Below are 23,649 nucleotides of genomic sequence, written 5' to 3' on the forward strand. Positions count from 1 at the left end.
GCACCAGACTAACGGCGCAGTGCCTCCGGTTTCCCTGCCTCCACGGGCTGGGTGGCATCCAGATGGGCCCAGGCGATCAGCCGGTGGCTGTGGCCCCACTCCGGTTCGCAGGTCGTCAGGGTGAGGTAGCGCCCGGGGCCGTCGTAGCCGGACTTGCGCGGCACGGGGTCGATGACACCGATGTCGCCGGGGAGCGTGCGGTAGGGCTTCTTGTCGATGCGGTACGTGAACCAGGTCGTGCCGTCGGTCAGGACGACGGGGTCGCCGGGGCGCAGCTTCGGGAAGTCCTTGAAGGGGTCGCCGTAGGTGCGGCGGTGGCCGGCCACGGAGAAGTTGCCCTTCTGTCCGAGCGGGGCGGTGGAGGCGTAGTGGCCGAGGCCCTTCTTGAGGACGTCGGTGCCGGTGCCCTGGAGCACGGGCTTGTTCCACGTGAAACCGAACCGGGGGATGTACATGACGGCGAAGGCCTTGCCGTCCTTGTAGCGGGCCGGTTTCCCCGGTGGGCTCTCGGCGGGTTCCGCCGGCCCCGCAGACCCCGTCCCGGTCGGCTTGTCGTCCGCGCCGGTGGAGACCGCGCCCCGCGCCCACTGGTCCTGCAGCTCGTCGATCTGGCCGTCCATGGCGTGGTCGGCCTTCACGCCGGTCCAGAACAGGACGTACACGACGAAGAGGACGATCAATGTGCCGACGGTGATGCACAGTTCGCTGAACGTCCTGACGAGCACTCGCACCGACACAGGCTCCCCCAGCGGCTTACTCCACGGGCTTCGCGTAGTGGAGATCCACTGTGCCCGAGTAGCCGGGAAGAGTCACCGCCCCGTCGTCGTCCACTTTCCAGCCGAGGCCGTACGCGTTGACGTACAGCATGTAGTTCTGGATCTCCGGGGAGGCGGCGAGGGCGTTCCTGAGCTTGTCGGGGTCGCCGACGGCGGTCACCTTGTACGGCGGGGAGTAGACGCGGCCCTGCAGGATCAGGGTGTTGCCGACGCAGCGCACGGCGCTCGTGGAGATCAGCCGCTGGTCCATGACCTTGATGCCCTTGGCCCCGCCCTGCCAGAGGGCGTTGACCACGGCCTGCAGGTCCTGCTGGTGGATGACCAGGTCGTTGGGCTGGGGCTCGGGGTAGCCGGGGAGCTTGGCGGTGGCGTTGGGCGGGGCGTCGGCGAGGGTGACCGAGACCGCGGGGCCGCTGAGTTTCTTGGTGCCGGCGTTCTCTTCGAGGGCCTTGAGCCGGGCCTGGTCGGCCTTTGTGCCGCCGCTGTCCCGCTGGGCGAGCGATTCGACGTCGTCGCGCAGGGAGCCGTTGGACTCGTCGAGTGCGCCGTTCTTGTGGCTGCGCTCCTGAATGAGGTCGGAGAGTTTCAGGAGCGAGGCGTCGGTACGGATGTTGGTGCCCTTGGCCGTGTTGAAACTGGTGAAGAAGATCAGCCCGGCCAGGGCGAAAACAGCGCCCGTAAGTACCCGAACCGGACGCCATCGGGGGCGACGACCGGCACCTTTGTGGGAGTCGGCAGAATTGCTCAACGTACCCTTATCTCCTTCAGCGCCGCGGAAGCACTACGCTAACGGACGCCCGGGGGAGGGTTCAGCTCCCTGTGTGCCCCGCCCGGCGCCAGCCCACAGTCACCTGCGCGGCCACGCAGCGCATCGACAGGAGAGACCCTCGTGCCGAAGTCACGTATCCGCAAGAAGGCCGACGACTACACGCCGCCGCCCGCCAAGAAGGCGACGAACATCAAGCTGACCAATCGCAGCTGGGTGGCTCCGGTGATGCTGGCGATGTTCCTCATCGGTCTCGCCTGGATCGTCGTCTTCTACGTCACGGACGGCAAGCTCCCGATCGACCCCCTGGGCAACTGGAACATCGTGGTCGGCTTCGGCTTCATCGCCGCGGGCTTCGGCGTCTCCACCCAGTGGAAGTAGCTCCTCGCCCGTAGCGCCCGTAGGGGAGGAAGGCGCCGCGCGCAAGCCTTGCCCTGAGTTATCCACAGCGCTATCCCCACCTGGGGATAAGGCTGAAGATCTGTGGATAACCCTCGGCCGGTTGACGCCGGTGTGACTGACCCACCGGACCTCTGTTCGCCGCGTGCCCCTTGTCCTTCCTGGGGAAACCCAGGTCAGCGACGAGGGGCACGCGTGTTCCCCACGTCATGCACAAGATCCGGCACACGCTGTGGACAACGGGGGTACCGCCGGTGATACGGGCGCTCTGTCAAGTGCGGTTGTGCCCAACCTGTCAGGTGAGCTGTGCGGTCCTCACGAGGACCACGACCACCGTCGCGACCAGCACCAGCGCACAGCTGCCGTACTGGATGAGGCTCCGTCGCTCGCGCGGCGCGTGCACCATCGCGTAGCCGACGACGAGGCCGCCGACCAGACCGCCGACGTGCGCCTGCCAGGCGATGTCGGGCCACCTGAAGGTGATCACCAAGTTGATCGCCAGCAGCGCGAGCACCGGCCGCATGTCGTAGTTCAGCTTCCGCATCAGGATCGCGGTCGCGCCGAACAGCCCGAAGATGGCGCCGGACGCACCGAGCGAGGGCTGGTTCGGCTCCGCCAGGAGATACGTCAGGGCGCTGCCCGCGAGGCCGGACGCGGCGTAGAGCGCGAGATAGCGGACGCGGCCGAGGGCGGCTTCGAGCGGGCCGCCGACCCACCACAGGCTGAGCATGTTGAAGGCGATGTGCATATAGCCGCTGTGCAGGAACATCGCTGTCACCAGGCGGTACCACTGCCCCTCGGCGATGCCCTCCACCGAGCCGGATCCCGGGACGAAGGCGAGGCCCAGCAGTTCGAAGCGCTCGGTGAAGCGGTCGCCGACCGCCAGCTGCACGAGGAACAGCGCGAGGTTCACGCCCACGAGGAACTTGGTGACCAGGCGCGGGTCGGCCGCGACGGTGCCGCCCGCGACCGTGCGCGGCTGGTTGGCCTCGCGGGTGTGCCCGGTGCCCGAGCCGCCGCGCACACAGTCGGGGCACTGGAAGCCGACCGAGGCGCTGATCATGCACTCGGGACAGATGGGGCGCTCGCAGCGCGTGCAGGTGATGCCCGTCTCACGGTCCGGATGCCGGTAGCAACGGGGCAGGCCCGACGCCCCCTGCGGCTCCTGCGGGCTGCCTGGCGCCTGCTCCATGGGTTCCCTCATTCTCCGTACGAACGCACTGTGGCGGCACACCTGACAACGCGCCGCCCCGCCCTTCCTTACGGACGGGCGGGGCGGATTGGTTCCCTCGCGGGTACGCGGGTCAGGCGTCCCGGGTCTCGACGACCACGGACTCGATGACCACGTCGTTCACGGGGCGGTCGGTGCGCCCATTGGTCGGGGTGCCCGCGATGGCGTCCACGACCTCCTTGCCGGCGTCGTTGCTGACCTCGCCGAAGATCGTGTGCTTGCGCGTCAGCCACGCGGTCGGCGACACGGTCACGAAGAACTGCGAGCCGTTGGTGCCCGGTCCGGCGTTGGCCATCGCGAGCAGGTACGGCTTGTCGAAGGCCAGGTCGGGGTGGAACTCGTCCTCGAACTCGTAGCCGGGGCCGCCCGTGCCGTTGCCCAGCGGGTCGCCGCCCTGGATCATGAAGCCGCTGATCACCCGGTGGAAGACCGTGCCGTCGTAGAGCCGGTCCGAGGTCTTCTTGCCGGTCGCGGGGTGGACCCACTCGCGCTCGCCCCGGGCGAGTTCGACAAAGTTCTTGACCGTCTTGGGCGCGTGATTCGGCAGCAGCCGGACCTCGATGTCGCCCCGGTTGGTCTTCAGGGTGGCGTAAAGCTGCTCGGCCACGATCTGCCTTCCGTTGTCTTCGGTGACTCCGTCTTCGGTGACTCCCCGATCCTCGCACGGACCGGATTGCGACGAGTAGCCGCCGACTGGGCGCGCGTCGAAGGGATCCGTGACATGGTCGGCCAAGAGCTCTTCCGCCCCGATTCGAGCGAATTGATCGGAACAGAGCCACGGAATCGATGTGTTCAAGTCCGGCGCGAACGGATACAAGAAGGACCGGCGTCAGTGTTCCTGTGACCCGGATGCCCGCCCTCGCATGTCTTTCGGAGCGATCCGGAAGGCATGATCCCTGAAAGGGTGGAAAGGTGACATACCTATACGCCACCGAGGAGGAGGATCCCGTGACCCGCATCGACAGCGTGCGCGCCGCGACCGGCTCGGCCAAGGACAGCGTGCGTCACGCCGCGGACGCGGTGGCGCCCTACGCCGACACGGCCAAGGACCGGGCCAGCCACTACGCCCAGGAAGCGCGCGTACGGCTCGCACCCAGGGTGTCGCAGGCCGCTGAGCAGGCCCGTGTCCAGTACGGCGCCCACGTCGCCCCCCGCGTCGAGCAGGCCCGCACCCATGTGCCACCGAAGGTCGACCAGGCCGCGCACGAAGCCGCGGTCCGCACGCGCAAGGCCGCCCGCCAGGCCGCCGAGTATTCCAAGCCCCGTATCGAGCAGGCGGTCGCCGCCGCGCAGCCGGTCCGCGAAGAGGCCGCGTCCCGTGGCACGGCGGCCATCGCCGCGCTGCGCGGTCAGGTCTCGGCGAAGGAGATCCAGCGCCTCGCCCGCAAGCACGAGCGCCGGGCCCGGGTGGGTCGCCTCGCCAAGGGCCTCGCCGTTATCGGCATCCTCACGGGTGGTGCGGTCGCCGCCTGGAAGTGGTGGGACAAGCAGGCCAACCCCGACTGGCTGGTCGAGCCGCCGGCCGCCACGGAGGTCCCGGACAGCGCGCCGCTGACCTCCGTCGACGGCAGCGGCCAGGCCGCGCTCGACCCCGAGGTCCAGGTCAAGCAGGCCGAGGCGGAGGCCGAGGGCAAGGACGGGGACAAGAAGTCCTGACCCGGCCGCCCGGTTCCACAACGGACGACGCCGTCATGACGCCATGGGGCGGGAGACCCGGGAGGGCTCCCGCCCCACGGCGTTGCACGACCGCCCCGCGGTGTTTCACGTGAAACGAGCCACTCGGGTGGTGCGGGGTGCGTGTTTCACGTGAAACGAGCCACTCGGGTGGTGCGGGTGCTGCATCGGTACGGGTGCTGATTGGTACGCGGTGGAAAGGGAACTGCTCACGGCATGGCTGCGCACGAGTTGGACCACGACGAGGCACCGGTGCTGGAGGCGCTCCAGCGTTACCACGACGCCAATGAGCTGGCCTTCACTCCGCCCGGCCACAAGCAGGCCCGCGGCGCGGACCCCCGGGTGCGCAAGGTGCTCGGTGACGCCGTCTTCCACGGCGACCTGCTCGCCAACGGCGGGCTCGACGACCGGCTGAACCGCGACGACGTCCTGGGACGGGCCGAGCGCCTGATGGCGGACGCCGTCCACGCCGAGCACACCTTCTTCTCCACCTGCGGCAGTTCCCTGTCGGTCAAGGCGGCCATGCTGACCGTGACCGCGCCGCACCACCGCCTCCTGGTGGGACGCGACGCGCACAAGTCGGTCATCGCGGGTCTGATCCTCTCGGGCGTCGAGCCCGTCTGGGTCGAACCGACCTGGGACCCCGAGCGTCACATCGCCCATCCGCCCCGGCCCGAGGCGTTCGAGCAGGCCTTCGCCGCCCACCCCGACGCCGACGGCGCCCTCGTCACCAGCCCCACGCCCTACGGGTCCACCGCCGACCTGCAACGGATCGCCGAGATCTGCCACCGGCGCGGAAAGCCGCTGATCGTCGACGAGGCGTGGGGCGCCCATCTGCCCTTCCACGACGGGCTGCCGACCTGGGCGATGGACGCGGGCGCGGACATCTGCGTGACCAGCGTCCACAAGATGGGCAGCGGTCTCGAACAGGGCTCGGTCTTCCACCTCCAGGGCGACCTCATCGACCCCGCCGTCCTCGCCTCCCGGGCCGACCTGCTCGGCACCACCAGCCCCTCGGTCCTGCTCTACGCGGGCCTGGACGGCTGGCGGCGCCAGATGGTCCAGCACGGCAAGCAGCTCATCGACGACGCCCTCCAGTTGGCCGCCCACACCCGGGCAGCGATCGAGCGCATCGACGGCCTGCACGTGGACGACGCCGACGACTACTGCGGGCCGGGGCGCGCGTCCGACTTCGACCCGCTGCCCGTCGTCATCGACCTCTCCGCGCTGGGCGTCACCGGCTACCGCGCCGGTGACTGGCTGCGCACGCACCACCACATCGACCTGCACCTCTTCGACCACCGCCGGGTCAGTGCCCAGCTCACCCACGCCGACGACGCGTCCACGACCGGACGGCTCCTCGACGCGCTGCGCGATCTGTCCGCGCACGCCGCGGAGTTGCGGGACGCGCCGGGGGTCGACGTGCCCGGCCCCGCCGACCTGCGGATGGTCCAGGCGACCCTGCCGCGCGACGCCTACTTCGCCTCCTACGAGGACGTCCCGGTGGAGGACGCGGCGGGACGCGTCGCCGCGGAGATGATCACCCCGTACCCGCCCGGGATCCCCGTCGTCCTGCCCGGCGAGCGGCTGACCGAGCCGGTGCTGACCTATCTGCGCTCGGGTGTCCGCGCGGGCATGAACCTCCCCGACGCGGCCGACGGCTCCCTGAACACCGTCCGGGTCACCGCCTGAGCGGGGCGGAGGACCGACGACGACAACTCTCCGCGGAGGGCGAGGACATGGCAGGCGACGCGCACCAGCACAGTGACGTGGACCGGAGCGTTGACGTGGACCGGGGCAGCGCGGAGGTCGACGAGGACATCGCCGTCTTCACCGGGCTCCCCGACCCCGGCGTGTACGTGGTCACCGCCGCGGCGGACGGAGAGCGCGCGGGCTGCCTGGTCGGCTTCGCGAGCCAGTGCTCCGTACAGCCCTCGCGGTTCGCCGTCTGGCTCTCCACGGCGAACCACACCTATCGCCTCGCGCTGAGGACGCGCACCCTCGTGGTCCATCTGCTGCCCCGCGACCGCCACGACCTCGCCGACCGCTTCGGCTCCCTGTGCAGCGCGGAGACGGACAAGTTCGCCGGTCTCGACTGGCACGAGGGTCCGGACGGGACGCCCGTGCTCGACGACGCCCTCGCCTGGTTCGCCGGGCGGGTCCACGGCCGCTTCGACGGCGGGGACCACGTCGCCTTCGTGCTCGACCCGGTCGCCGCGTACGTCGCCGAGACCGAGGACCGGACCCCGCTCTCGCTGCACGACGCGAGCGACATCAGCGCCGGGCACCCCGTCTGACCGCACCGGTTCACCGCGCGGCGGGCGCCGGACCCGGCTCATCAGCGACGCAGATCACTGCGTATGCGGGTGCACTGCCGAGGAGCGGGGCGGTACGCTCATACGAGCTCAATAAGTTACCGCTTAGTAATAGTCGGGCCGGGGCCCCGCCAGTCCGGGTGGGCGCCCGCTCGGAGATATCCGCATCTACGTCCATCAGCCCCACCGGGACCGGTTCGAGGAGCCCCCATGCAACTCGCCGCGATCGTCGTTTCGCTGACACTCAGCGCGGTCGGCATTGCATTGTTCGTGCGCGCTTTTGTGCATTTCTTCCGTTTCTTCCGGCTGGGTGCGCCGCTGCCGGAGAACGCGAATCGTCTGGAGAATCCCTGGCAGCGGAGCGTGACGCTGGTCAAGGAATTCCTGGGCCACACGCGCATGGCCCAGTGGGGTCTGGTGGGCTTCGCCCACTGGTTCGTCGCGCTGGGCTTCTACACCCTGATCCTGACGATCGTGAACGCGTACGGGCAGCTGTTCGACCCGGAGTGGACCCTGCCGATCATCGGCGGCTGGCTGCCGTACGAGATGTACATCGAGTTCATCGGCACCGGCACCACGCTCGGCATCGTGATCATGTTCGTGATCCGGCAGCTGAGCCTGCCGACCCGGCCGGGCCGCAAGTCCCGCTTCGCCGGATCGAACCGCGCCCACGCCTACTTCGTCGACACCGTCATCTTCCTCATCGGTCTCTCGGTGATGGCGCTGCGCGGTCTGGAAGGCGTGCTGCACCACGCGGACTACGGCCCGGACAACTACGTCTCGTACGGCGTGACCCTCCTCTTCGACGGCGTCAGCCACTCCGGCGTCGAGACCTGGGTCTACTTCTTCGCCATGCTCAAGCTGGGCGCGTCCTTCATCTGGATGATCACGGTCAGCCTGAACCTCGACATGAGCATCGCCTGGCACCGGATGCTCGCCTTCCCGAACATCTGGTTCAAGCGGGAGTCCTCCGGCCGCACCGCCCTGGGCGCGCTGCAGCCGATGGCCTCGGGCGGCAAGCCGATCGACTTCGAGGACCCGGGCGACGACGACGTGTACGGCGTCTCGCAGGTGGAGCAGTTCTCGTGGAAGGGCCTGCTGGACTTCTCGACGTGTACGGAGTGCGGGCGGTGCCAGTCGCAGTGCCCCGCCTGGAACACCGGTAAGCCGCTGTCGCCGAAGCTGCTCATCATGTCGCTGCGCGACCACTCCCACGCCAAGGCTCCGTATCTGCTCGCCGGTGGCGGCAAGACGATGGAGGGCGAGGAGAAGGCGAGCGCCGAGCAGCTCGCCGACGTGCCCGCGGCCGCGCTGGCGGAGGCGGAGCGTCCGCTGATCGGGACGGTCGAGGAGAACGGGGTCATCGACCCCGACGTCCTGTGGTCCTGCACGACGTGTGGTGCGTGTGTGGAGCAGTGCCCGGTCGACATCGAGCACGTCGACCACATCGTCGACATGCGCCGCTACCAGGTCATGATCGAGAGCGCGTTCCCCTCCGAGGCCGGAACGATGCTCAAGAACCTGGAGAAGAAGGGCAACCCCTGGGGCCTGGCCAAGAAGCAGCGCCTGGAATGGCTCAAGGAACTCGACTTCGAAGTCCCCGTCGTCGGCAAGGACATCGAAGACCTCACCGAAGTCGAATACCTGTACTGGGTGGGCTGCGCCGGCGCCCTGGAGGACCGCGCGAAGAAGACCACCAAGGCCTTCGCCGAACTCCTGCACATGGCCGGCGTGAAGTTCGCCATCATGGGCGGCGACGAGAAGTGCACCGGTGACTCCGCACGCCGTCTGGGCAACGAGCCGCTCTTCCAGCAGCTCGGCCAGGAAAACGTCATGGCGCTGAACATGGCGTTCGGCGAGGAACTCGACGACGACGGCAAGGCCACGCCCGAATCGGCCAAGCCGAAGTCGGCGAAGAAGATCGTCGCGACCTGCCCGCACTGCCTCAACACCCTGGGCAACGAATACCCCCAGCTCGGCGGCGACTACGACGTCATCCACCACACCCAGCTGCTCCAGCACCTCATCGACGAGGGCAAACTCATCCCCGTCACCCCCGTCGAGGGCCTGATCACCTACCACGACCCCTGCTACCTGGGCCGCCACAACAAGATCTACACGCCCCCGCGCGAGATCATGGACAAGGTCCCCGGCCTGCGCCAGCAGGAAATGCACCGCCACAAGGAACGCGGCTTCTGCTGCGGAGCCGGCGGCGCCCGCATGTGGATGGAAGAACGCATCGGCAAACGCATCAACACGGAGCGCGTCGACGAGGCGCTCAGCCTCAACCCGGACATCGTGTCGACGGCCTGCCCCTTCTGCCTCGTCATGCTCACCGACTCCGTCAACGGCAAGAAGAACGACGGCGCCGCCAAGGAATCCCTCCAAGTCGTCGACGTCGCCCAACTCCTCCTCGACTCCGTGAAAACACCGGTCGAGGCGCCGGACGGTGAAACCGAGAGCGTCGACGAGCCGGAATCCGAACCGGTCAAGTAACCGACCCTTGGTGTTTCACGTGAAACGAGACACCACGAGACAGGGCCGGAACCGCACTTCGCGGTTCCGGCCCTGTCTTCTGTCTGTTCGGGTCTTTCTGTCCGTCCGGGTCTTTCTGTCTGTCCGGCTACGCGTCGAAGTCCAGCCCCACGTGCTCCGATGCCGGACGAGCCTGGCACGGCAGGGTGTAGCCGGCGTCCTGTTCCTCCTGCGTCAGGGCGTAGCGCCGGGCGAGCACGACCTCGCCGTCGACCACCCGGGCCCGGCACGAGCCGCACAGACCGTCGCGGCACGAGTACGGGGTCTCCGGCCGGTGCCGCAGGACCGCCGCGAGGAGCGAGGGGTCCTGCGGGGTCATCTCGGCCTCGGTGCTGCGGCCGTGCAGCTTGGCGGTGACGCGGGCGCCGCCGCCCACGCCCACGTCCGGGCCCGTGTTCTGACGTACCGTCTGTTCCCGCGCCGCCGGATCCGTCGAGAACAGTTCACGGCGTACGCGGGACGGGGCGGCGCCCAGCTCCCGCAGTACCTCGTCCACCGACTCCACCAGGCCCCAGGGACCGCAGAGGTAGAAGTGCGTGCGGTCGTCGGCGGGGTCGGCACCGAGCCCGGCCAGCAGGCGCGGCAGTTTCGACGCGTCGACCCGGCCGGACAGCACCTCCGACTCGCGCTCCTCGCCGGACAGCACGTGCAGCACGAAGAACCGGCCGGTGTGGCGGTCCTTGAGGTCCGCCACCTCCTCGGCGAGGAGGGTCGAGCGCGCCGTGCGATTGGCGTAGACGAGCGAGACCTTGCACCGCGGATCCTCGTCCAGCGCGGCGGCCGCCATGCTCAGCAGCGGGGTGATGCCGCTGCCGCCGCCGATCAGCACGTGGTGCGCGCCGGGCCGGTCCGCGAGCGTGAAACTGCCCTTGGGCGGGCCGACCTCGAGGGTGTCGCCCGCGGCGAGCCGGGTGACGGCGTGCTCGCCGAAGCCGCCGGGGCCCAGTTGTTTGACGACGATGCGCAGTGTCCGTGTCCCGGGCGCCGCGGGGCCGGGCGCGGGGCCGGGCGGCGGGCAGAGCGAGTAGCTGCGCCGGATCTCCCCGCTCCCGTACTGGCTCCCGCCCCCGTCCTCGCTCCCGCCCCCGCCCTCACTCTCGCGCCCGCCCGTGCCCGTGGCGCCGAGACGGTGGCGTACGGCGATGTGCTGGCCCGCGCGGTGGGCGAACGTGGGCGCCAGGGCGTCGGGGACGCCGAGGGTGACGGCCACGGCGGATTCGGTGAGCCGCTCGACGCGACGCACCGGCAGCGCGTGGAAACCGGACGTGTGCTCCGTGAGGGTGTGGGCGGCTCCGTCTCGTGGTGTCATATCGCCTTCATGTGGCCGAAGGTCTCCCGGCAGCCGAGGCAGACCAGCACCGACTGGCAGCGCGTCGCCCCGAAGGGGCTCTGCGGCCGGGTGGCCGTCGAGCCGCAGTGCGGGCAGGCCGCACCGGTGCCGAGCCGCAGCGGAAGCGGTGCGGTCCTGCTGCCCGGGGGCGAGATGCCGTGCTCGGCGAGCTTGCGCCGGCCCTCGGCGGTGATCCAGTCCGTGGTCCAGGCGGGCGCGAGGGCGGTCCGCACCCGCCCGTCCGGGTGCCCGCAGCGGGCGAGTTCGGCCCGGATGTCCGCCACGATGATGTCCATGGCGGGGCACCCGGTGTAGGTGGGCGTCACGGTGACCTCCACGGTCCCGTCCGGGCCCGCCGTCACCTGCCGCACCACCCCCAGCTCGCCGAGAGTGATCAGGGGCAGCTCCGGGTCGGCGACGGCGGCGACCCGCTCCCGTACCCGTTCGGGAGCCAGCCGCTCGCGCACCGGTTCCGGCGCCGGCCGCGCGCGTACCGCCGTCACCACGTGCCCCCCGGGTACTGCCGGTGCACCGCCTGGAGTTCGGCGATCAGCGGTCCGAACCCCTCGGTGTGCAGGCCGTCCCGGCCGCCCCGGGAGTGCCAGTTCACCCTGGGCAGGGTCAGCCCGGCCCGCGCGAGGACGCCGCCGACCGCCGCGTCCCACTCCGTGCGCAGGCCCGCCGGGTCCACGGCGACACCGTCCGCCACGAGCCGCGCGGTCACCTCGTCCGCCGCGAACAGCTCGGCGGTGTACGGCCACACCTGGTCGAGGCCCGCCTGCATCCGGCGGTGGCTCTCCTCGGTGCCGGTGCCGAGGCGGACCGTCCACTGCTCGGCGTGCGTGCAGTGGTAGGCCGACTCCTGGACGGCCTTGCCCGCGAACGCGGCGAGCGCCGGGTCCGCGGAGCCGGTAAGCGCGGCGTACAGCAGCCGGGTGTGGTGCGCGAGGCAGAGCTGCCGGGCGAGGGTGAGTCCGTAGTCCCCGTTGGGGATCTCCGCGAGCAGCACGTTGCGGAACTCCCGCTCGGTGCGGGTGAACGCGAGGGTGTCCTCGTCGCCGTGGCCGGTCAGCTCGGCGGAGTACGCGAGCAGGGTGCGGGCGTGGCCGAGCAGGTCGAGGGCGATGTTGGAGAGCGCCAGGTCCTCCTCGATGGAGGGCGCCCTGGTCACCCAGGCGGAGAGCCGCTGGCAGAGGATCAGGGCGTCGTCGCCGAGGGCGAGCGCGTACCGCGCGGTGTCGCTCTCCAGCGCGGCGGTGTCCCGCGGCGCGGTCGGGGCGGGTGCGGTGAGGGTGGGCACGGTCGGGGCCGTCGCGGTCAGGGTCTCAGTGGCCATGGTCGCTGCCGCCCGCCGGAGCCGCGTACTGCTCGGAGAGGCGGTACGGCTTGCCCGTACCGTTGCTGAACAGCGGCTCCTTCTCGTCCGGTGCGGTGGCCCGGATGTCCGAGGAGCGGACCACCCAGATCGACGACGGCTCGCCGCGCCGCGTGTACAGATCGCGGGCGTTGGCCATCGCCAGGTCGGCGTCGGCGCCGAGCACCGAGCCGACGTGCTGGTGCCCCAGGCCGCGGCGGGTCCTGACGAAGACCTCCCACGGCGTCTCGGCTCTCGTGGTCGTGTATGTGCTCATCACGGTGTCCCCCTGCTCTGACCGGCGACCTGTTCGGCCGGCTCGGCCTGTTCTGCCTGTCCCGCTTGCCCTGCCTGTTCCGCCTGGCCTGCCTGTCCCGCCTGGCCTGCCTGTCCCGCCTGTTCCGCCTGGCCCGCTTCGTGCCGGGTGGCCGCGACCGCGGCCTCCCGTACCCAGGCGCCGTCCTCGTGCGCGGCGACCCGGTGGGCCAGGCGCTGGCGCGCGCACTGGGAGTCGTCCGAGAGCACCTCGCGGTACTGGTCCCAGCTGACCGGCGTGAAATCGTGGTGCCCGCGCTCCGGGTTCCAGGCGATGGCCGGGTCGGGCAGGCTCAGGCCCAGCTCCTGCGCCTGCGGCACGACGATGTCGACGAAGCGCTGGCGCAGCTCGTCGTTCGGGTGCCGCTTGATGCCCCAGGCGATGGCCCGCTTGGTGTGCGCCGCGCCGAACGCGGCGGCGCGGTCCTTGCTCGCCGGGGTGTCCGGCGGCCCGAACATCAGCGCCACGGCCGGCAGCCACCAGCGGTTCACCGCGTCCTGCGCCATCCGCCGCTGCTCCGGAGTGCCTTGGCACAGCGCGCGCAGGGAGTCGAAGCCCTGGCGTACGTGGAAGGTCTCCTCCTGGCAGATGCGGAGCATGGCGCGGCCGTACGGACCGTACGACGTGCGGCACAGCGGCACCTGGTTGATGACGGCGGCGCCGTCCGTCAGCCAGGCGATGGCGCCGGTGTCCGCCCAGGTCAGCGCCGGGTGGTTGAACGTGCCCGCGTACCGCTGGCTGCCGTTGTGCAGGGCGTCCAGCAGCTCGCCGCGGCTGACGCCGAGGGTCTGTGCCGCAGCGTAGAGGTAGAGCCCGTGGCCCGCCTCGTCCTGCACCTTGGCGAGCAGGACGGCCTTGCGGCGCAGCGAGGGCGCGCGGGCGATCCAGGCGCCCTCCGGCTGCATGCCGATGATCTCCGAGTGGGCGTGCTGGCCGATCTGCCGTACGAGCATGCGCCGGTAGCCGTCCGGCATCCAGTCGTGCGGCTCGACCCGCTCGTCGTTGCGGAGCAGGTCGTCGAAGCGTTCGCGCAGGCGCTCGGCCAGCGCGGGATCAGCGGCATCAGCCGTGGCAGCCATCTGAGCCGTACCAGCCATCGCGGCCGTGTCGGCGGTCACCTCAGGCCTCCCGGCCGGTACCGACGCGCTCACGCCCGGCGCCGGACGCCGCGGGAGCGGCCGGCTCGTCCCGCTCCTGCAGCCCGCTCAGGAAGCGGGTGTGGAAGCGGCGCAGCGGCCCCGGCGCCCACCAGTTGGCCTTGCCGAACAGTGCCATCAGCGAGGGCACCAGGAGCGCGCGGACGAGGGTGGCGTCGATGATGACCGAGACGGCCGTCCCGTATCCGAGCTGCTTGATGAAGATCAGCCGGGAGAGCACCAGGGCACCCATCGGGATGCAGAAGAGCACCGCGGCGAGCGTGACCGTGCGGCCGACCTTCTCCAGGCCGAGCGCGATGGCCTCACGGTCCGGAAGGCCGTGGTCCACGCCCTCCTTGATGCGGGAGAACAGGAAGACGGTGTAGTCGGTGGACATCGCGAGGGCCACGGCCAGCAGGATGATGAGCATCGTCGGCTGGAGCGCGTCCTGGCCGGTGAAGTCGAAGAGCCCCTCCAGGTGGCCGTCCTGGAAGGCGAGGATGAGCAGGCCGAGGGTGCTGGCGAGGGTGAGCAGGTTGGTGATGACGGCCTTCAGCGGGAGCACCACCGAGCCGGTCATCGCGAAGAGGATGAGCAGCGTGGTGAGCGACATCAGGCCGATGCTCAGCGGCAGGTGGTCGCCGAGGCTGCTCATCATCGCGTCGTAGAGCGCGGTGTTGCCGGTGGGCACGGTCGGGTACGGGGCGTCCACGGCCTGCACGGCGTCGAGGGTGTCCTGGGCGTCGAGGGACAACGGCGCGTCCTTGAGCGCCAGTTGGGTCTCCCACATGCCGTCGCCGATCGGGCGGGGCGGGGTCACGGTGGCGACGCCGTCGAGCTCCGCGAGCCGTTCGCCGTACGCGGTGAGCTTGGCGCCCGCGTCCTTCGGCGCCTCCGAGACGAGGTGCACCGGCGACTGGAGCGAGCCGGGGAAGTCCTTCTCCAGGGAGGCGTAGACGCGGCCCGCGTCGGAGTCGGCGGGCATCGAGGCGGAGTCGATGCCGGTGAACTTGATGCCGAAGGCGGGCAGCGCCAGGACCACGAGGACCGCGCTCGCGGCGACCGCGGCGCTCACCGGGCGACGCATCACACCGTGCGAGAAGCGGTACCAGCGGCCGCCGGACGCGTTGTCCGCGCCGAGCTCCTGGGTGCGCTGCCAGCTCTTGGGCGCCCACTTGTTGATGCGGCCGCCCAGCGCGGCGAGCAGCGCGGGCAGGCCGAGCAGCGCGAAGAGCAGCGCGCCGAGCGAGGTGGCGATGCCGGCGATGCCCATCGTGTAGAGGAACCGCTGCGGGAAGACGAGCAGCGAGGCCAGCGCCACCGCGACGGTCAGACCGCTGAACAGGACGGTGCGGCCGGCCGTGCGCATGGTGCGGCCGACGGCGTCGAGGGTGTCGTGACCGGCCCGCAGCTCCTCGCGGAAGCGGGAGATGATCAGCAGGCTGAAGTCGATGGACAGGCCGATGCCGAGCGCCATCACCAGGTTGAGGGCGAAGATCGACAGGTCGAGCACGGTCATCACCGCGCCGAGCACGCCGAGCGCCACGGCGATCGAGACGAGGGCGCCGCCGAGCGGGATCAGCGCCGCGATCACGCCGCGGAAGATGAAGAGCAGCAGGATGAGCAGGATCGGGAAGGCCAGCGTCTCGGCCTTGCCGAGGTCCTCGCTGGAGATCGTGCTGGCCTCGACGTTCGAGGCGGTCGGGCCGCCGAGGGTGACGCCGTCGGCCAGCTGCTTGTCCGCGTCGAGGGCGTCCTGGGTCGCGGTGACGGCCTTGGTGACGGCGTCGCCGGGCGCGAATCCCTTGACGGAGGCGACGAAGTACGTGCTCTTGCCGTCCTTGCGGACCATCGCGGGGTTCTTCGCCGAGACGTAGTCCTCGACGCCCGTGACCTCGGGGCGCTTCTTGATCAGGTCGACCGCGCGGCGCAGCCGCTCCGGCCGGTCGGCGGAGCGGGCGTCGACGGGCTCGTCCAGCTCGACGAGGACGACGTAGCCCTGCTCGAGGCTGGCGCCGGTGGCCTTCTCCACGTCGTCGAGGACCTTGACGGCGGCCGACTCGGAGTCGTCGTAGTCGTCCACGCCCATGGTCATGGACTTCATCTGGGATCCGCCGCCCGCCAGACAGACGAGCGCGAGCAGCCCGACCGTCCAGAGCAGACGCCTCGGTCCCCTCTCCAGCAGGTGCAACAGCCTTCCGAACACTTCGCAGACTCCCTTTCGCGGAGGGGCGTTACCGGGCTGAGGGCGTGACACCCCCGTGGGTGAATGAGGCCGCGGATCGGCCGCGCTATCCACGGCGGGTCTATGGGGTACGCCACACGGACTTTTCCGGGGGGCGAGGGATTGCCGGGGCGGTCGGCCGGACTCTTCTGTGGTGCGTGCCGGTTCGGCGCGGGGGGTCGGTACGGCGTTCCGTACGGCCTCCGCACGCCGCCCGTACCGCTTCAGCACGCCGCCGTCCGTACCGCTTCCGCACCGCCCTCGTACGCCCTACGCACCGCCCCGCACCGCTTCCGCACCGCCGCCGCACCGCCCCCGTACCGCCCGAGCGCCCCGTCGCGCGCTCGCGGCGGCCGTCGTCCACGCCTCCCGAGCTCAGCGCTCCCGAGTTCACCCCTCCCGAGTTCATCCCTCCCGTCCGGAAGGACCGCGTCACCATGTCTTCTGACGTCCGCGCACGCGCCGTCGCGCCGCCCCCCGAGGGGGACGCGGCCGCGGATCCCGCGCTGCGGCCCTGGCTGTCGGCGCTGCGCGCGCTGGTGCCGATGCCGGAGCGCCACCGCGAGCTGCGGGTGGGCCGGGACGAGGCGCGTGCCCTGCTCGGCTGCCGGGACGAGCTCCTCGACCAGCTCGCGGCGGCCGGCCTCGCCCACGCCGGATCCGGTGCCGAACTCCGCTTCGACTACCACGACCTGGCCAACACGGCTCTCTACTCCGGAGCCACCACCAGCGTCCCGCTGGCCGGGCAACGGATGATGCTGCGGTTCGCCGCGGGTGACCCGGACACCTGGACCCCGCCGCGCCACTGGACGCTGGACTGGCGGCTGCGCTGCCGCGATCCCCGCTGCCCCGGCGGCACCTGGCGGATCGCACTGCCCACCCCCGAGGTCTTCGGCGGCCACCTGGACGCACTGGAGCTCGTCGCGCCGCAGGGCGAGGCGCTGGAGCTCGTCGCGCCGCAGGGCGAGGCGCCGCAGGGCGAGCAGTCCGCGGTACGCGAGGACGGCGCGCTCGTCGTCGAGCACGCCGCGTCGGTGCGGCTGACGGGCCGGGTCACCACCGCCGGGTGGCGCGCCCCGCTGCTCTCGGCGGACGCGCGGCGCCACTTCGACGCGCTGGTCGGCGAGTTGCGCGACGGGCCCTACCGCTTCCAGTGGATGCATCCGCGCCTGCGCACCGACCCGGCCGAGACCCGGCGGCTCGGGATCATGGACTGCACCGTCTGCTCCCTGGAGCTCCTGCGCAGGGCGGAGGCGGACGGCCTCACCGCCCGGACCCGCCGCGGCCGCTACCTGGGGGTGCTCGACGCCGAGCACGCCTGGTGCGAAGTCCTCGACGAGGACGGCGTGTTCAAGCCCGTCGACCCCGTCTTCGCGGTCCTCTCCGAGCGGCACAGGCCGCCCCACGAGGAGTTCTCGGATTTCTGTGCCGGCTCCGTCCCGAGCCGGTTCCTGCCCTGGTCCGTGCCGGCCGGCGAACCGCTGGCCGTGCACGACTGCCCCGTCTCCGACGGGACCTGGGACAACACCTTCAGCGGCACCACAGCGAAAGGCAACGCATGAGCACCGTACGGGAGATGCTCGTCGAACTGACCGGCCTGACGGAGTTCGGCGGCGAGATCGCGGACGACGCCGACCTCAGCGCCAGCGGCGTCGACTCGGGCGACCTGGTCCGCCTGGTCCTGCTCATCGAGGAGCGGACCGGCGTGGAGGTCACCGCGGAGGACATGGACGACCTGTCCTCCATCGCCGACTACGAGCGCCTGATCGCCGCGCGCGGCACGGTCGAGGGGGCCGCCTGATGTGGCTCGGCCAGGTCCTGCACCGGGGCCGGCAGTGCTTCGGGGACCGCACGGCGCTGATCGACGCCGAACGCTCGGTGACCTGGACCGAGTTGGACGAGCGCACGACCCGGCTGGCCCGCGGTCTCGCGGCGCGCGGCGTCAGTCGGGGCGACCGGGTCGCCGTCCTCTCCCTGGACCGCATCGAGGTCATCGAGTCGTACTTCGCGCTGGCCAAGCTCGGCGCCCTGTTCGTACCGCTGAACCACAGCCTCACCGCGCCCGAGGTGACCGGCATGGTGCGGCGCACCGGGGTGAGCGTGATCCTCGGTGAGGCCGCGCTCCTCGACCGCCACCCCGAGCTGCCGGTGCGGCTGCGCGTCGCGGTGGACGGCCCGGAGTACGCGGAGCTGGCCGCGCCGCGGACGACGCGGGCCGGCGAGGAGGGCGACGAGGACGGCGACGACGCGAGCTTCCGGCTGCCCGACGTCGCCGACAGCGACCTCGCCGCGATCCTGCACACCTCGGCCACCACGGGCCGGGCCAAGGGCGTCACCGTCGACCACGGCTCGTTCCGCGGCATCTCGCTCGGCTGGCTCGCCACGGCGGCGCCCACCGACGACATGGTCCTGGTCAACTGCTGCCCGCTCTACCACGGCAGCATGACGGTCATCCTCACGTACCTGGCGGCGGGCGCCACCGTCGTCCTGCTGCCGGGGTTCACGCCGCAGCGGGCGCTCGCGGCGCTGGAGCGCCACCGGGCCACCCACGTCTGGCTCGTCCCGCAGATGCTCCGCTTCCTGCTGCAGAGCAAGGGCATGGCGGGCGCCGACCTCGGCTCGCTGCGCGAGGTGCTGTACGGGGCGGCGCCGATGCCGGTCGAGCTGCACGCCGAGGCCACCGCGCGGCTCGACTGCGGCTTCCGGCAGGTGTACGGCATGACCGAGGTGGGCGGTCCGTTCGCCACCCTCACCCCGGACGACCACCGCACCCTCGCCACCGGCGCGCCGCTGCCCGCGGGACGCGTCATCCCCGGCATGTCGGTACGGGTCCTCGACGACGCGGGCGCGGAGCTGCCGCTCGGCGCGGTCGGCGAGATCACCGTGCGCGGCCCCGGGCTGATGCGCGGCTACTGGAACAACCCGGCCGCCACCGAGGAGATCACCGTCGACGGCTGGATCCGCACCGGCGACCTCGGCCTCCTCGACGAGAGCGGCCTCATCCACCTCGTGGACCGGCGCAAGGACCTGATCCTGCGCGCCGGACAGAACGTCTACCCCGCCGAGATCGAACGCGCGCTGCTCACGCACCCGCTGGTGCGCGACGCGGCCGTGGTCGGCGTCCCGGACGCCGACTACGGCGAGGTCCCGACGGCGTACGTCGTCACCGGCCCCGCAGGCCCCGCGGACACCGCGGCCGACGGCGCACCGCCGCACACCACGGACGGCCCCGCACCGCCGGACACCACCGCCGACGGCGCCCCGGCCGTCACCCGGGCCGAGCTGATGGCCCATCTCGCCGAGCGCCTCGCACCGTACAAACGCCCCCGGCATCTGGAGTTCATCGACCAGGTGCCCCGTAGCCCCGCCGGAAAGATCCTCAAACGGCTGCTGCGCACCTGAGCCGGAAGGAAGGCCCATGACCAGCGCACCCACGCTCGACCTGCGCTACACCGCGGAGCGCACGCTCCGCGTCTCGGACGACACCGAGCTCTACTACGAGATCCAGGGGGACGAGGGCCCGCACCTCACCCTGGTGAACAACTTCTTCATCATCGCGCCGATGTGGCGCAACTTCACCGCCGAACTGGCCAAGCGGAACCGGGTCCTCACCTACGATCTGCGCAACCAGGGCGCCTCATCGGTCTCCCCGGACATGACCTGGGACGACCACGTCGAGGACCTGCGGGTGCTGCTCGACGGCCTCGGCATCGAGCGCACCCACCTGCTCGGCACCTCCGCCTCCGGGTTCATCTGCCGTGACTTCGCGGCCCGTTACCCCGAGCGCGTCGACGGCCTGATCCTGACCGGCCCGTCCTGCACGCCCGGGGACGGCGTACGGCGCCGGGCCACCGAGCGCGCCTGCATCAACTCCCTTGAATTGGGCGGCACCCAGGCCCTCTGGGACCACCTGTACTCGGTCGTCTTCAGCGAGGCGGCGATGCGCGAGATGGGCGCCACCGGCTACCTCGGGCTGCGCTCCGCGTTCACGGCCATCCACCCGCCGGACCCGATGCTCACCAACCTCAAGTGCGCCCAGCAGGTCACCGACGGCCCCGAGCTCCTCGCCGCCATCAAGCAGCCCACGCTGCTGCTTCTCGGCGACAAGGACGACATGTGGAACGAGACGCTCGGAGCGGAGGCCGGCCGGCTCATCGAGGACTCCGAGGTCGAGTGGATGCACGACGTCGGCCACCTCCCGTACATGGAGGACGGCGACGGCTTCCAGGCCCGGGTCCAGCGCTTCCTCGACGCGCTGGCGGCCCGCGAGGCGGCCGTGGCCCCGCAGACCGGTGACGACGACCGGACTCCGGCGGGCGACCGAGCCGCCGGGGAGACCGCCGGAGGCGAGGCTTCCGCGCCGGTCGCCGGGGCCTCCGAGACCGACGACGCGCTGCTCGCCGTCCTCTGCGCGCTGCTCCGCGAGGTCGTCGCCGACCGGGCCGACCTGCCCGTGACGGGGCTCGCCGAGACGCCGCTGAACAGCATCGGCCTGGAGTCCTGGGCGTTCACCCTGCTGCTCGGCCGGATCGAAGAGCAGCTGTCCGTCGAGTGGGACATGGACGTCCCGCCGGAGGTCTTCGAGAGCCTCGCCTCCATCGCGGCCCATCTGCGCGCCCACCACAGCCCCACCCTGCCCGCCACCTCCCAGGAGTCCGCACAGTGACCGCCACCACCCCTCCCGCCGTCCACGTCATCACCGGGGCGACCGGCTTCGTCGGCGGGGCCGTCGCACTCGAACTGCTCCAGGAGACCCCCGACCACCTGGTGTGCCTGGTGCGCGGCGACGACGACGCGGCCGCGACCCGCCGCCTGCACGACGCCCTCGGCCACGCGGCGGAGATGTACGACGTCCCCGGCTTGCTGCCCGCGATCCTGGAGCGCACCCGGGCCGTCGCCGGCGACATCACCGACGACGCGCTGCCCGCGTCCGCCGACCGGTTCCGCGCCGCCGACGGCACCGCGCCCGGCACCTTCTGGCACGTCGCGGCCTCCCTGAAGTACGAGGACCGGCACGCCGACGAGATCAACCTCATGAACGTGACCGGCACGCACAACGTCCTGGAGCTCGCCAAGGCCCTCGGCGAGCCGGTGTTCAACCACGTCAGCACCGCCTACGTGGCGGGCAGGCGCACCGGCCTGATGCACGAGGAGTTCCCCGGCGACACCGAGTCGGCGAACAACGTCTACGAGGCCACCAAGACCATCGGCGAGCAGAAGGTCGCCGCCTCCGGTCTGCCGTGGCGCGTGCTGCGCCCGTCGATCGTCATCGGGCACTCCGCGACCGGCGCCGCCACCAGCTTCACCGGCATGTACGGCTTCGTCTCGTCCGCGCTGCGCTTCCGCCGCGCCGTGGAGAAGGAGTTCGGCAACCTGCTCCAGCACCGGCAGGTGCCGATCATCGCCGATCCGGACATCGAGTGCGACCTCGTCCCCGTCGACCTGGTGGCCAGGAGCGCCGTCGCCATCGGCCGTACGGGCGCGCTGAGCACCGTCTACCACCTCAACAACGGCGGTTCGCCGACGGTCGGCGAGGTCATCGAGGAGGTCTTCGCCCTCACCGGCCTGCGCAAGCCCCGCTTCGTCTCCAACCGGGGGCTGCTCACCGCGATCGACCTGAAGCTCGACGAGGGCATCCAGTTCTACGCCTCGTACATGATCAACGGAAAGCGCTTCGACCAGACGAACACCGAGTCCGTCTGCGGCGCGGGCGCCCAGCGCTTCGACCTGGACCGCGCCGAGGTCAGTCGCTTCGTGCGCTGGTACCTCGACCGCATCGAGTCCGACGGGCGCAGCTCGGCGCCGGCCCGCGCCTCCTTCGCCTTCAAGGGCACGCGCCGGGTGGCCGCCACCGCCGGCTGACCTGCGCCCCGCGCCGACGGCGTCCCCCACCGCCGTCGGCGCCCCCTTCTCCGCTTCTCCGTACGCCGCCGTACGCCGCCCACTCACGCCCGAGACGCCGCACCGTCTCCCGTCCCCTCCAGGAGAGGAGACCGCGCATGCCCACGACCGACGACCTGCCGAAGCCCGGGAAGCTGTTCACGCTGGGTCTGATCACCCAGCAGGCCGCACGGAACCACCCCGACGCGCTGTTCTACCTGGACCGCGCCTTCGACCTCGCGCCCGGCCTCGGCCTGCGTCCGACCTACGCCCAGGCCGCCGAGCTCGTCGAGGACACGGCCGCCCGGCTGTACGCCGCCGGGGTGCGCCCTGGCGACACCGTGGCCGTCTTCAAGAGCCACAACGCCGACATCCTCTTCCTCGCCTGCGCCATCGGCCGGGTGGGCGCGGTCCCCGCGATGCTCGCGCCCTTCCTGGAGTGGCCGACCGTGGTGACGATGATGAGCCGGCTCAAGCCGGACCACTTCCTCACCGACCCCGGCATCCTGGCGCGCGCCGGGGAGCACCTGGACGCGCTGCGCGAGCACGCCCCGTCCGTCCTGCTCACGCACGGCGAGGCGGCCGGGCTGCCCTCGCTGGCCGCCACGGCGCCGGGCGAGGCGCCGCCGTACCCGGACATCCCCGAGGACGCGCCCGCGCTGATCACCCACACCTCCGGCACCACCGGGGTGCCCAAGCTGGTCGCCGCCGCGCGTCGCGGCACCCAGCTGCCCATCAACACGCAGGCCAGGATGGCGAAGCTGCTGCGCTACCGCGAGACGTTCGCGATGTGCATCTCCTTCGTGCACGCCCGCACCTACGCGGCGCTCGCCACCGCGCTCCAGCTCGGCATCGGCATCGCGCCGCTCGCCGACGCCGACCCGGACAGCGTGCGCGAGGTGCTCTCCGAGTGCCGCCCCGGCTGCGTCGAGGCACACCCCAACATGTATCTGCACTGGGAGGAGCTGGCCGGCCTTCCGGACGGCCCCTTCGAGCGGGTGCGCATCTTCATGAGCACCTTCGACGCCATCCACCCGCGCAGCATCCGCACCCTGCTCGGCGCGAGCAAGCGGCGCTCACCGCTGTTCATCCAGACGTACGGGCAGACCGAGACCGGTCCCGTCACCATGCGGATCTACACGCGCCGCAACATCGAGAAGGCGGACGGCCGCTGCGTCGGCTTCGTCTTCCCCGGCATGACCAAGGCCCGCATCCGCCCCCGCCCGCAGGACGAGGGCACCCGCAACGGTTACATCCAGGCCAAGTCCTCCGGCGTCGCCCTCACCTACGTCGGCCAGCAGGACCTGTACGACGAGCGGTACGACGACGACTGGTGGAACCTGCAGGACATCGGTCACAAGACCCGCTGGGGCTGCGTGCACCTGATGGACCGCGAGTTCGACCAGACGGACGGCCTGGAGAGCCTGCTGGCCGCCGAGGACCTGCTCATCGAGGCGCTCCCCGAGCTGACCGAGGCCGTCTTCGTCCGCGTCGGCGACACCGTACGGCCCGTGGTGAGCACCCGCCGCGACCTGCCCCTCGACCGCGCCGCCTGGCGGGCCGCCGTCGCGGACCTGCCCACGGTGCCGGCTCCGGTGCACGTCGCGTGGGAGCACATGCCGCACACCGCCACCTGGAAGGTGAAGCGGAACGTCCTCGCCGCCGGTCTGACCGACGGTTCGATCCCGGCCCTGGACGGGGTGCTGAGCTGAG

The 23,649-nt window shown here is 71.2% G+C and carries 21 protein-coding genes; 11 read left to right on the forward strand and 10 right to left on the reverse strand.

All coding sequences use genetic code 11. The features are described from left to right. Positions 1-8: 8 nt before the first annotated feature. Positions 9-731: a class E sortase gene (locus ACZ6CV_RS11820; protein ID WP_469250670.1), complete on the reverse strand. Its 723-nt coding sequence runs from the start codon at positions 729-731 to the stop codon at positions 9-11. A 22-nt stretch (positions 732-753) separates the two neighbouring features. After that, positions 754-1,524 carry a DUF881 domain-containing protein gene (locus ACZ6CV_RS11825; protein WP_362376453.1) on the reverse strand — a complete coding sequence of 257 codons (771 nt, stop codon included), beginning with the start codon at positions 1,522-1,524 and terminating at the stop codon, positions 754-756. A 141-nt stretch (positions 1,525-1,665) separates the two neighbouring features. On the opposite strand from ACZ6CV_RS11825, the gene crgA reads away from it, so the two are divergent. After that, positions 1,666-1,923 carry a cell division protein CrgA gene (gene crgA, locus ACZ6CV_RS11830; protein ID WP_055563960.1) on the forward strand — a complete coding sequence of 86 codons (258 nt, stop codon included), beginning with the start codon at positions 1,666-1,668 and terminating at the stop codon, positions 1,921-1,923. A gap of 313 nt (positions 1,924-2,236) precedes the next feature. On the opposite strand, the gene ACZ6CV_RS11835 is transcribed toward crgA, so the two are convergent. Beyond that, a complete protein-coding gene (locus ACZ6CV_RS11835) occupies positions 2,237-3,133 on the reverse strand; it encodes a rhomboid family intramembrane serine protease (protein ID WP_469250671.1) in 897 nt (298 codons plus the stop codon). A gap of 112 nt (positions 3,134-3,245) precedes the next feature. After that, positions 3,246-3,779, reverse strand: coding sequence for a peptidylprolyl isomerase (locus ACZ6CV_RS11840; RefSeq protein WP_469250672.1), 534 nt, complete (start codon positions 3,777-3,779; stop codon positions 3,246-3,248). 341 nt (positions 3,780-4,120) lie between these two features. Here ACZ6CV_RS11840 and ACZ6CV_RS11845 point away from each other — a divergent pair, with 341 nt between their 5' ends. From ACZ6CV_RS11845 to ACZ6CV_RS11860, 4 genes are all read left to right on the forward strand, one after another. After that, on the forward strand, positions 4,121-4,828 hold the full coding sequence (locus tag ACZ6CV_RS11845; RefSeq protein ID WP_469250673.1) for a DUF5324 family protein: 708 nt from the start codon (positions 4,121-4,123) through the stop codon (positions 4,826-4,828). Positions 4,829-5,062: 234 nt separating this feature from the next. Further along, on the forward strand, positions 5,063-6,538 hold the full coding sequence (locus tag ACZ6CV_RS11850) for an aminotransferase class I/II-fold pyridoxal phosphate-dependent enzyme (protein ID WP_469250674.1): 1,476 nt from the start codon (positions 5,063-5,065) through the stop codon (positions 6,536-6,538). A gap of 47 nt (positions 6,539-6,585) precedes the next feature. Then, positions 6,586-7,143, forward strand: coding sequence for a flavin reductase family protein (locus tag ACZ6CV_RS11855; RefSeq protein ID WP_362376443.1), 558 nt, complete (start codon positions 6,586-6,588; stop codon positions 7,141-7,143). A gap of 228 nt (positions 7,144-7,371) precedes the next feature. Further along, positions 7,372-9,657, forward strand: coding sequence for a (Fe-S)-binding protein (locus ACZ6CV_RS11860; RefSeq protein ID WP_469250675.1), 2,286 nt, complete (start codon positions 7,372-7,374; stop codon positions 9,655-9,657). A 127-nt stretch (positions 9,658-9,784) separates the two neighbouring features. Here the strand turns inward: ACZ6CV_RS11860 and ACZ6CV_RS11865 are convergent, their stop codons facing one another. The 6 genes from ACZ6CV_RS11865 to ACZ6CV_RS11890 are packed head-to-tail and all read right to left on the reverse strand — an operon-like array spanning position 9,785 to position 16,038. Then, complete coding sequence (locus tag ACZ6CV_RS11865; protein ID WP_469250676.1) at positions 9,785-11,005, reverse strand: 2Fe-2S iron-sulfur cluster-binding protein; 1,221 nt, start codon at positions 11,003-11,005, stop codon at positions 9,785-9,787. Further along, a complete protein-coding gene (paaD, locus tag ACZ6CV_RS11870) occupies positions 11,002-11,529 on the reverse strand; it encodes a 1,2-phenylacetyl-CoA epoxidase subunit PaaD (protein WP_469250677.1) in 528 nt (175 codons plus the stop codon). The genes ACZ6CV_RS11865 and paaD overlap by 4 nt, the downstream gene beginning before the upstream one ends. Further along, positions 11,526-12,362: a 1,2-phenylacetyl-CoA epoxidase subunit PaaC gene (paaC, locus tag ACZ6CV_RS11875; protein WP_469250678.1), complete on the reverse strand. Its 837-nt coding sequence runs from the start codon at positions 12,360-12,362 to the stop codon at positions 11,526-11,528. Before paaC ends, paaD begins: the two co-directional genes overlap by 4 nt. Continuing rightward, positions 12,352-12,657, reverse strand: coding sequence for a 1,2-phenylacetyl-CoA epoxidase subunit PaaB (gene paaB / locus ACZ6CV_RS11880; protein WP_355812227.1), 306 nt, complete (start codon positions 12,655-12,657; stop codon positions 12,352-12,354). The genes paaC and paaB overlap by 11 nt, the downstream gene beginning before the upstream one ends. Continuing rightward, positions 12,657-13,775, reverse strand: coding sequence for a 1,2-phenylacetyl-CoA epoxidase subunit PaaA (gene paaA / locus ACZ6CV_RS11885; RefSeq protein ID WP_469250896.1), 1,119 nt, complete (start codon positions 13,773-13,775; stop codon positions 12,657-12,659). The genes paaB and paaA overlap by 1 nt, the downstream gene beginning before the upstream one ends. Positions 13,776-13,815: 40 nt before the next feature. Then, the gene (locus ACZ6CV_RS11890) at positions 13,816-16,038 is read right to left on the reverse strand and encodes an MMPL family transporter (protein ID WP_469250679.1); all 2,223 of its coding nucleotides are present in this window, start codon (positions 16,036-16,038) and stop codon (positions 13,816-13,818) included. Positions 16,039-16,493: 455 nt separating this feature from the next. On the opposite strand from ACZ6CV_RS11890, the gene ACZ6CV_RS11895 reads away from it, so the two are divergent. The 6 genes from ACZ6CV_RS11895 (at position 16,494) to ACZ6CV_RS11920 (ending at position 23,648) form a co-directional block, all read left to right on the forward strand. Beyond that, entirely contained in the window at positions 16,494-17,618 is a 1,125-nt protein-coding gene (locus tag ACZ6CV_RS11895) for a hypothetical protein (protein WP_469250680.1), read from the forward strand. After that, on the forward strand, positions 17,615-17,857 hold the full coding sequence (locus ACZ6CV_RS11900) for an acyl carrier protein (RefSeq protein ID WP_355812214.1): 243 nt from the start codon (positions 17,615-17,617) through the stop codon (positions 17,855-17,857). The genes ACZ6CV_RS11895 and ACZ6CV_RS11900 overlap by 4 nt, the downstream gene beginning before the upstream one ends. Beyond that, positions 17,857-19,458, forward strand: coding sequence for a class I adenylate-forming enzyme family protein (locus ACZ6CV_RS11905; protein ID WP_469250681.1), 1,602 nt, complete (start codon positions 17,857-17,859; stop codon positions 19,456-19,458). Before ACZ6CV_RS11900 ends, ACZ6CV_RS11905 begins: the two co-directional genes overlap by 1 nt. A gap of 16 nt (positions 19,459-19,474) precedes the next feature. Further along, positions 19,475-20,722 carry an alpha/beta fold hydrolase gene (locus tag ACZ6CV_RS11910; RefSeq protein WP_469250682.1) on the forward strand — a complete coding sequence of 416 codons (1,248 nt, stop codon included), beginning with the start codon at positions 19,475-19,477 and terminating at the stop codon, positions 20,720-20,722. After that, positions 20,719-21,918: an SDR family oxidoreductase gene (locus ACZ6CV_RS11915; RefSeq protein ID WP_469250683.1), complete on the forward strand. Its 1,200-nt coding sequence runs from the start codon at positions 20,719-20,721 to the stop codon at positions 21,916-21,918. The genes ACZ6CV_RS11910 and ACZ6CV_RS11915 overlap by 4 nt, the downstream gene beginning before the upstream one ends. Before the next feature lie 137 nt (positions 21,919-22,055). Beyond that, positions 22,056-23,648, forward strand: coding sequence for an AMP-binding protein (locus tag ACZ6CV_RS11920; RefSeq protein ID WP_469250684.1), 1,593 nt, complete (start codon positions 22,056-22,058; stop codon positions 23,646-23,648). Position 23,649 lies beyond the last annotated feature (1 nt).

The organism is Streptomyces sp. NPDC041713 (assembly GCF_055591085.1).

Bases quoted from the DNA above. Each gene is read 5' to 3' on its own strand.
- ACZ6CV_RS11835 (WP_469250671.1), bottom strand. From the start codon at position 3,133: ATGGAGCAGGCGCCAGGCAGCCCGCAGGAGCCGCAGGGGGCGTCGGGC.
- ACZ6CV_RS11850 (WP_469250674.1), top strand. From the start codon at position 5,063: ATGGCTGCGCACGAGTTGGACCACGACGAGGCACCGGTGCTGGAGGCG.
- ACZ6CV_RS11855 (WP_362376443.1), top strand. From the start codon at position 6,586: ATGGCAGGCGACGCGCACCAGCACAGTGACGTGGACCGGAGCGTTGAC.
- ACZ6CV_RS11860 (WP_469250675.1), top strand. From the start codon at position 7,372: ATGCAACTCGCCGCGATCGTCGTTTCGCTGACACTCAGCGCGGTCGGC.
- ACZ6CV_RS11865 (WP_469250676.1), bottom strand. From the start codon at position 11,005: ATGACACCACGAGACGGAGCCGCCCACACCCTCACGGAGCACACGTCC.
- paaC (WP_469250678.1), bottom strand. From the start codon at position 12,362: ATGGCCACTGAGACCCTGACCGCGACGGCCCCGACCGTGCCCACCCTC.
- paaB (WP_355812227.1), bottom strand. From the start codon at position 12,657: ATGAGCACATACACGACCACGAGAGCCGAGACGCCGTGGGAGGTCTTC.
- paaA (WP_469250896.1), bottom strand. From the start codon at position 13,775: ATGGCTGCCACGGCTGATGCCGCTGATCCCGCGCTGGCCGAGCGCCTG.
- ACZ6CV_RS11895 (WP_469250680.1), top strand. From the start codon at position 16,494: ATGTCTTCTGACGTCCGCGCACGCGCCGTCGCGCCGCCCCCCGAGGGG.
- ACZ6CV_RS11900 (WP_355812214.1), top strand. From the start codon at position 17,615: ATGAGCACCGTACGGGAGATGCTCGTCGAACTGACCGGCCTGACGGAG.
- ACZ6CV_RS11905 (WP_469250681.1), top strand. From the start codon at position 17,857: ATGTGGCTCGGCCAGGTCCTGCACCGGGGCCGGCAGTGCTTCGGGGAC.
- ACZ6CV_RS11910 (WP_469250682.1), top strand. From the start codon at position 19,475: ATGACCAGCGCACCCACGCTCGACCTGCGCTACACCGCGGAGCGCACG.
- ACZ6CV_RS11920 (WP_469250684.1), top strand. From the start codon at position 22,056: ATGCCCACGACCGACGACCTGCCGAAGCCCGGGAAGCTGTTCACGCTG.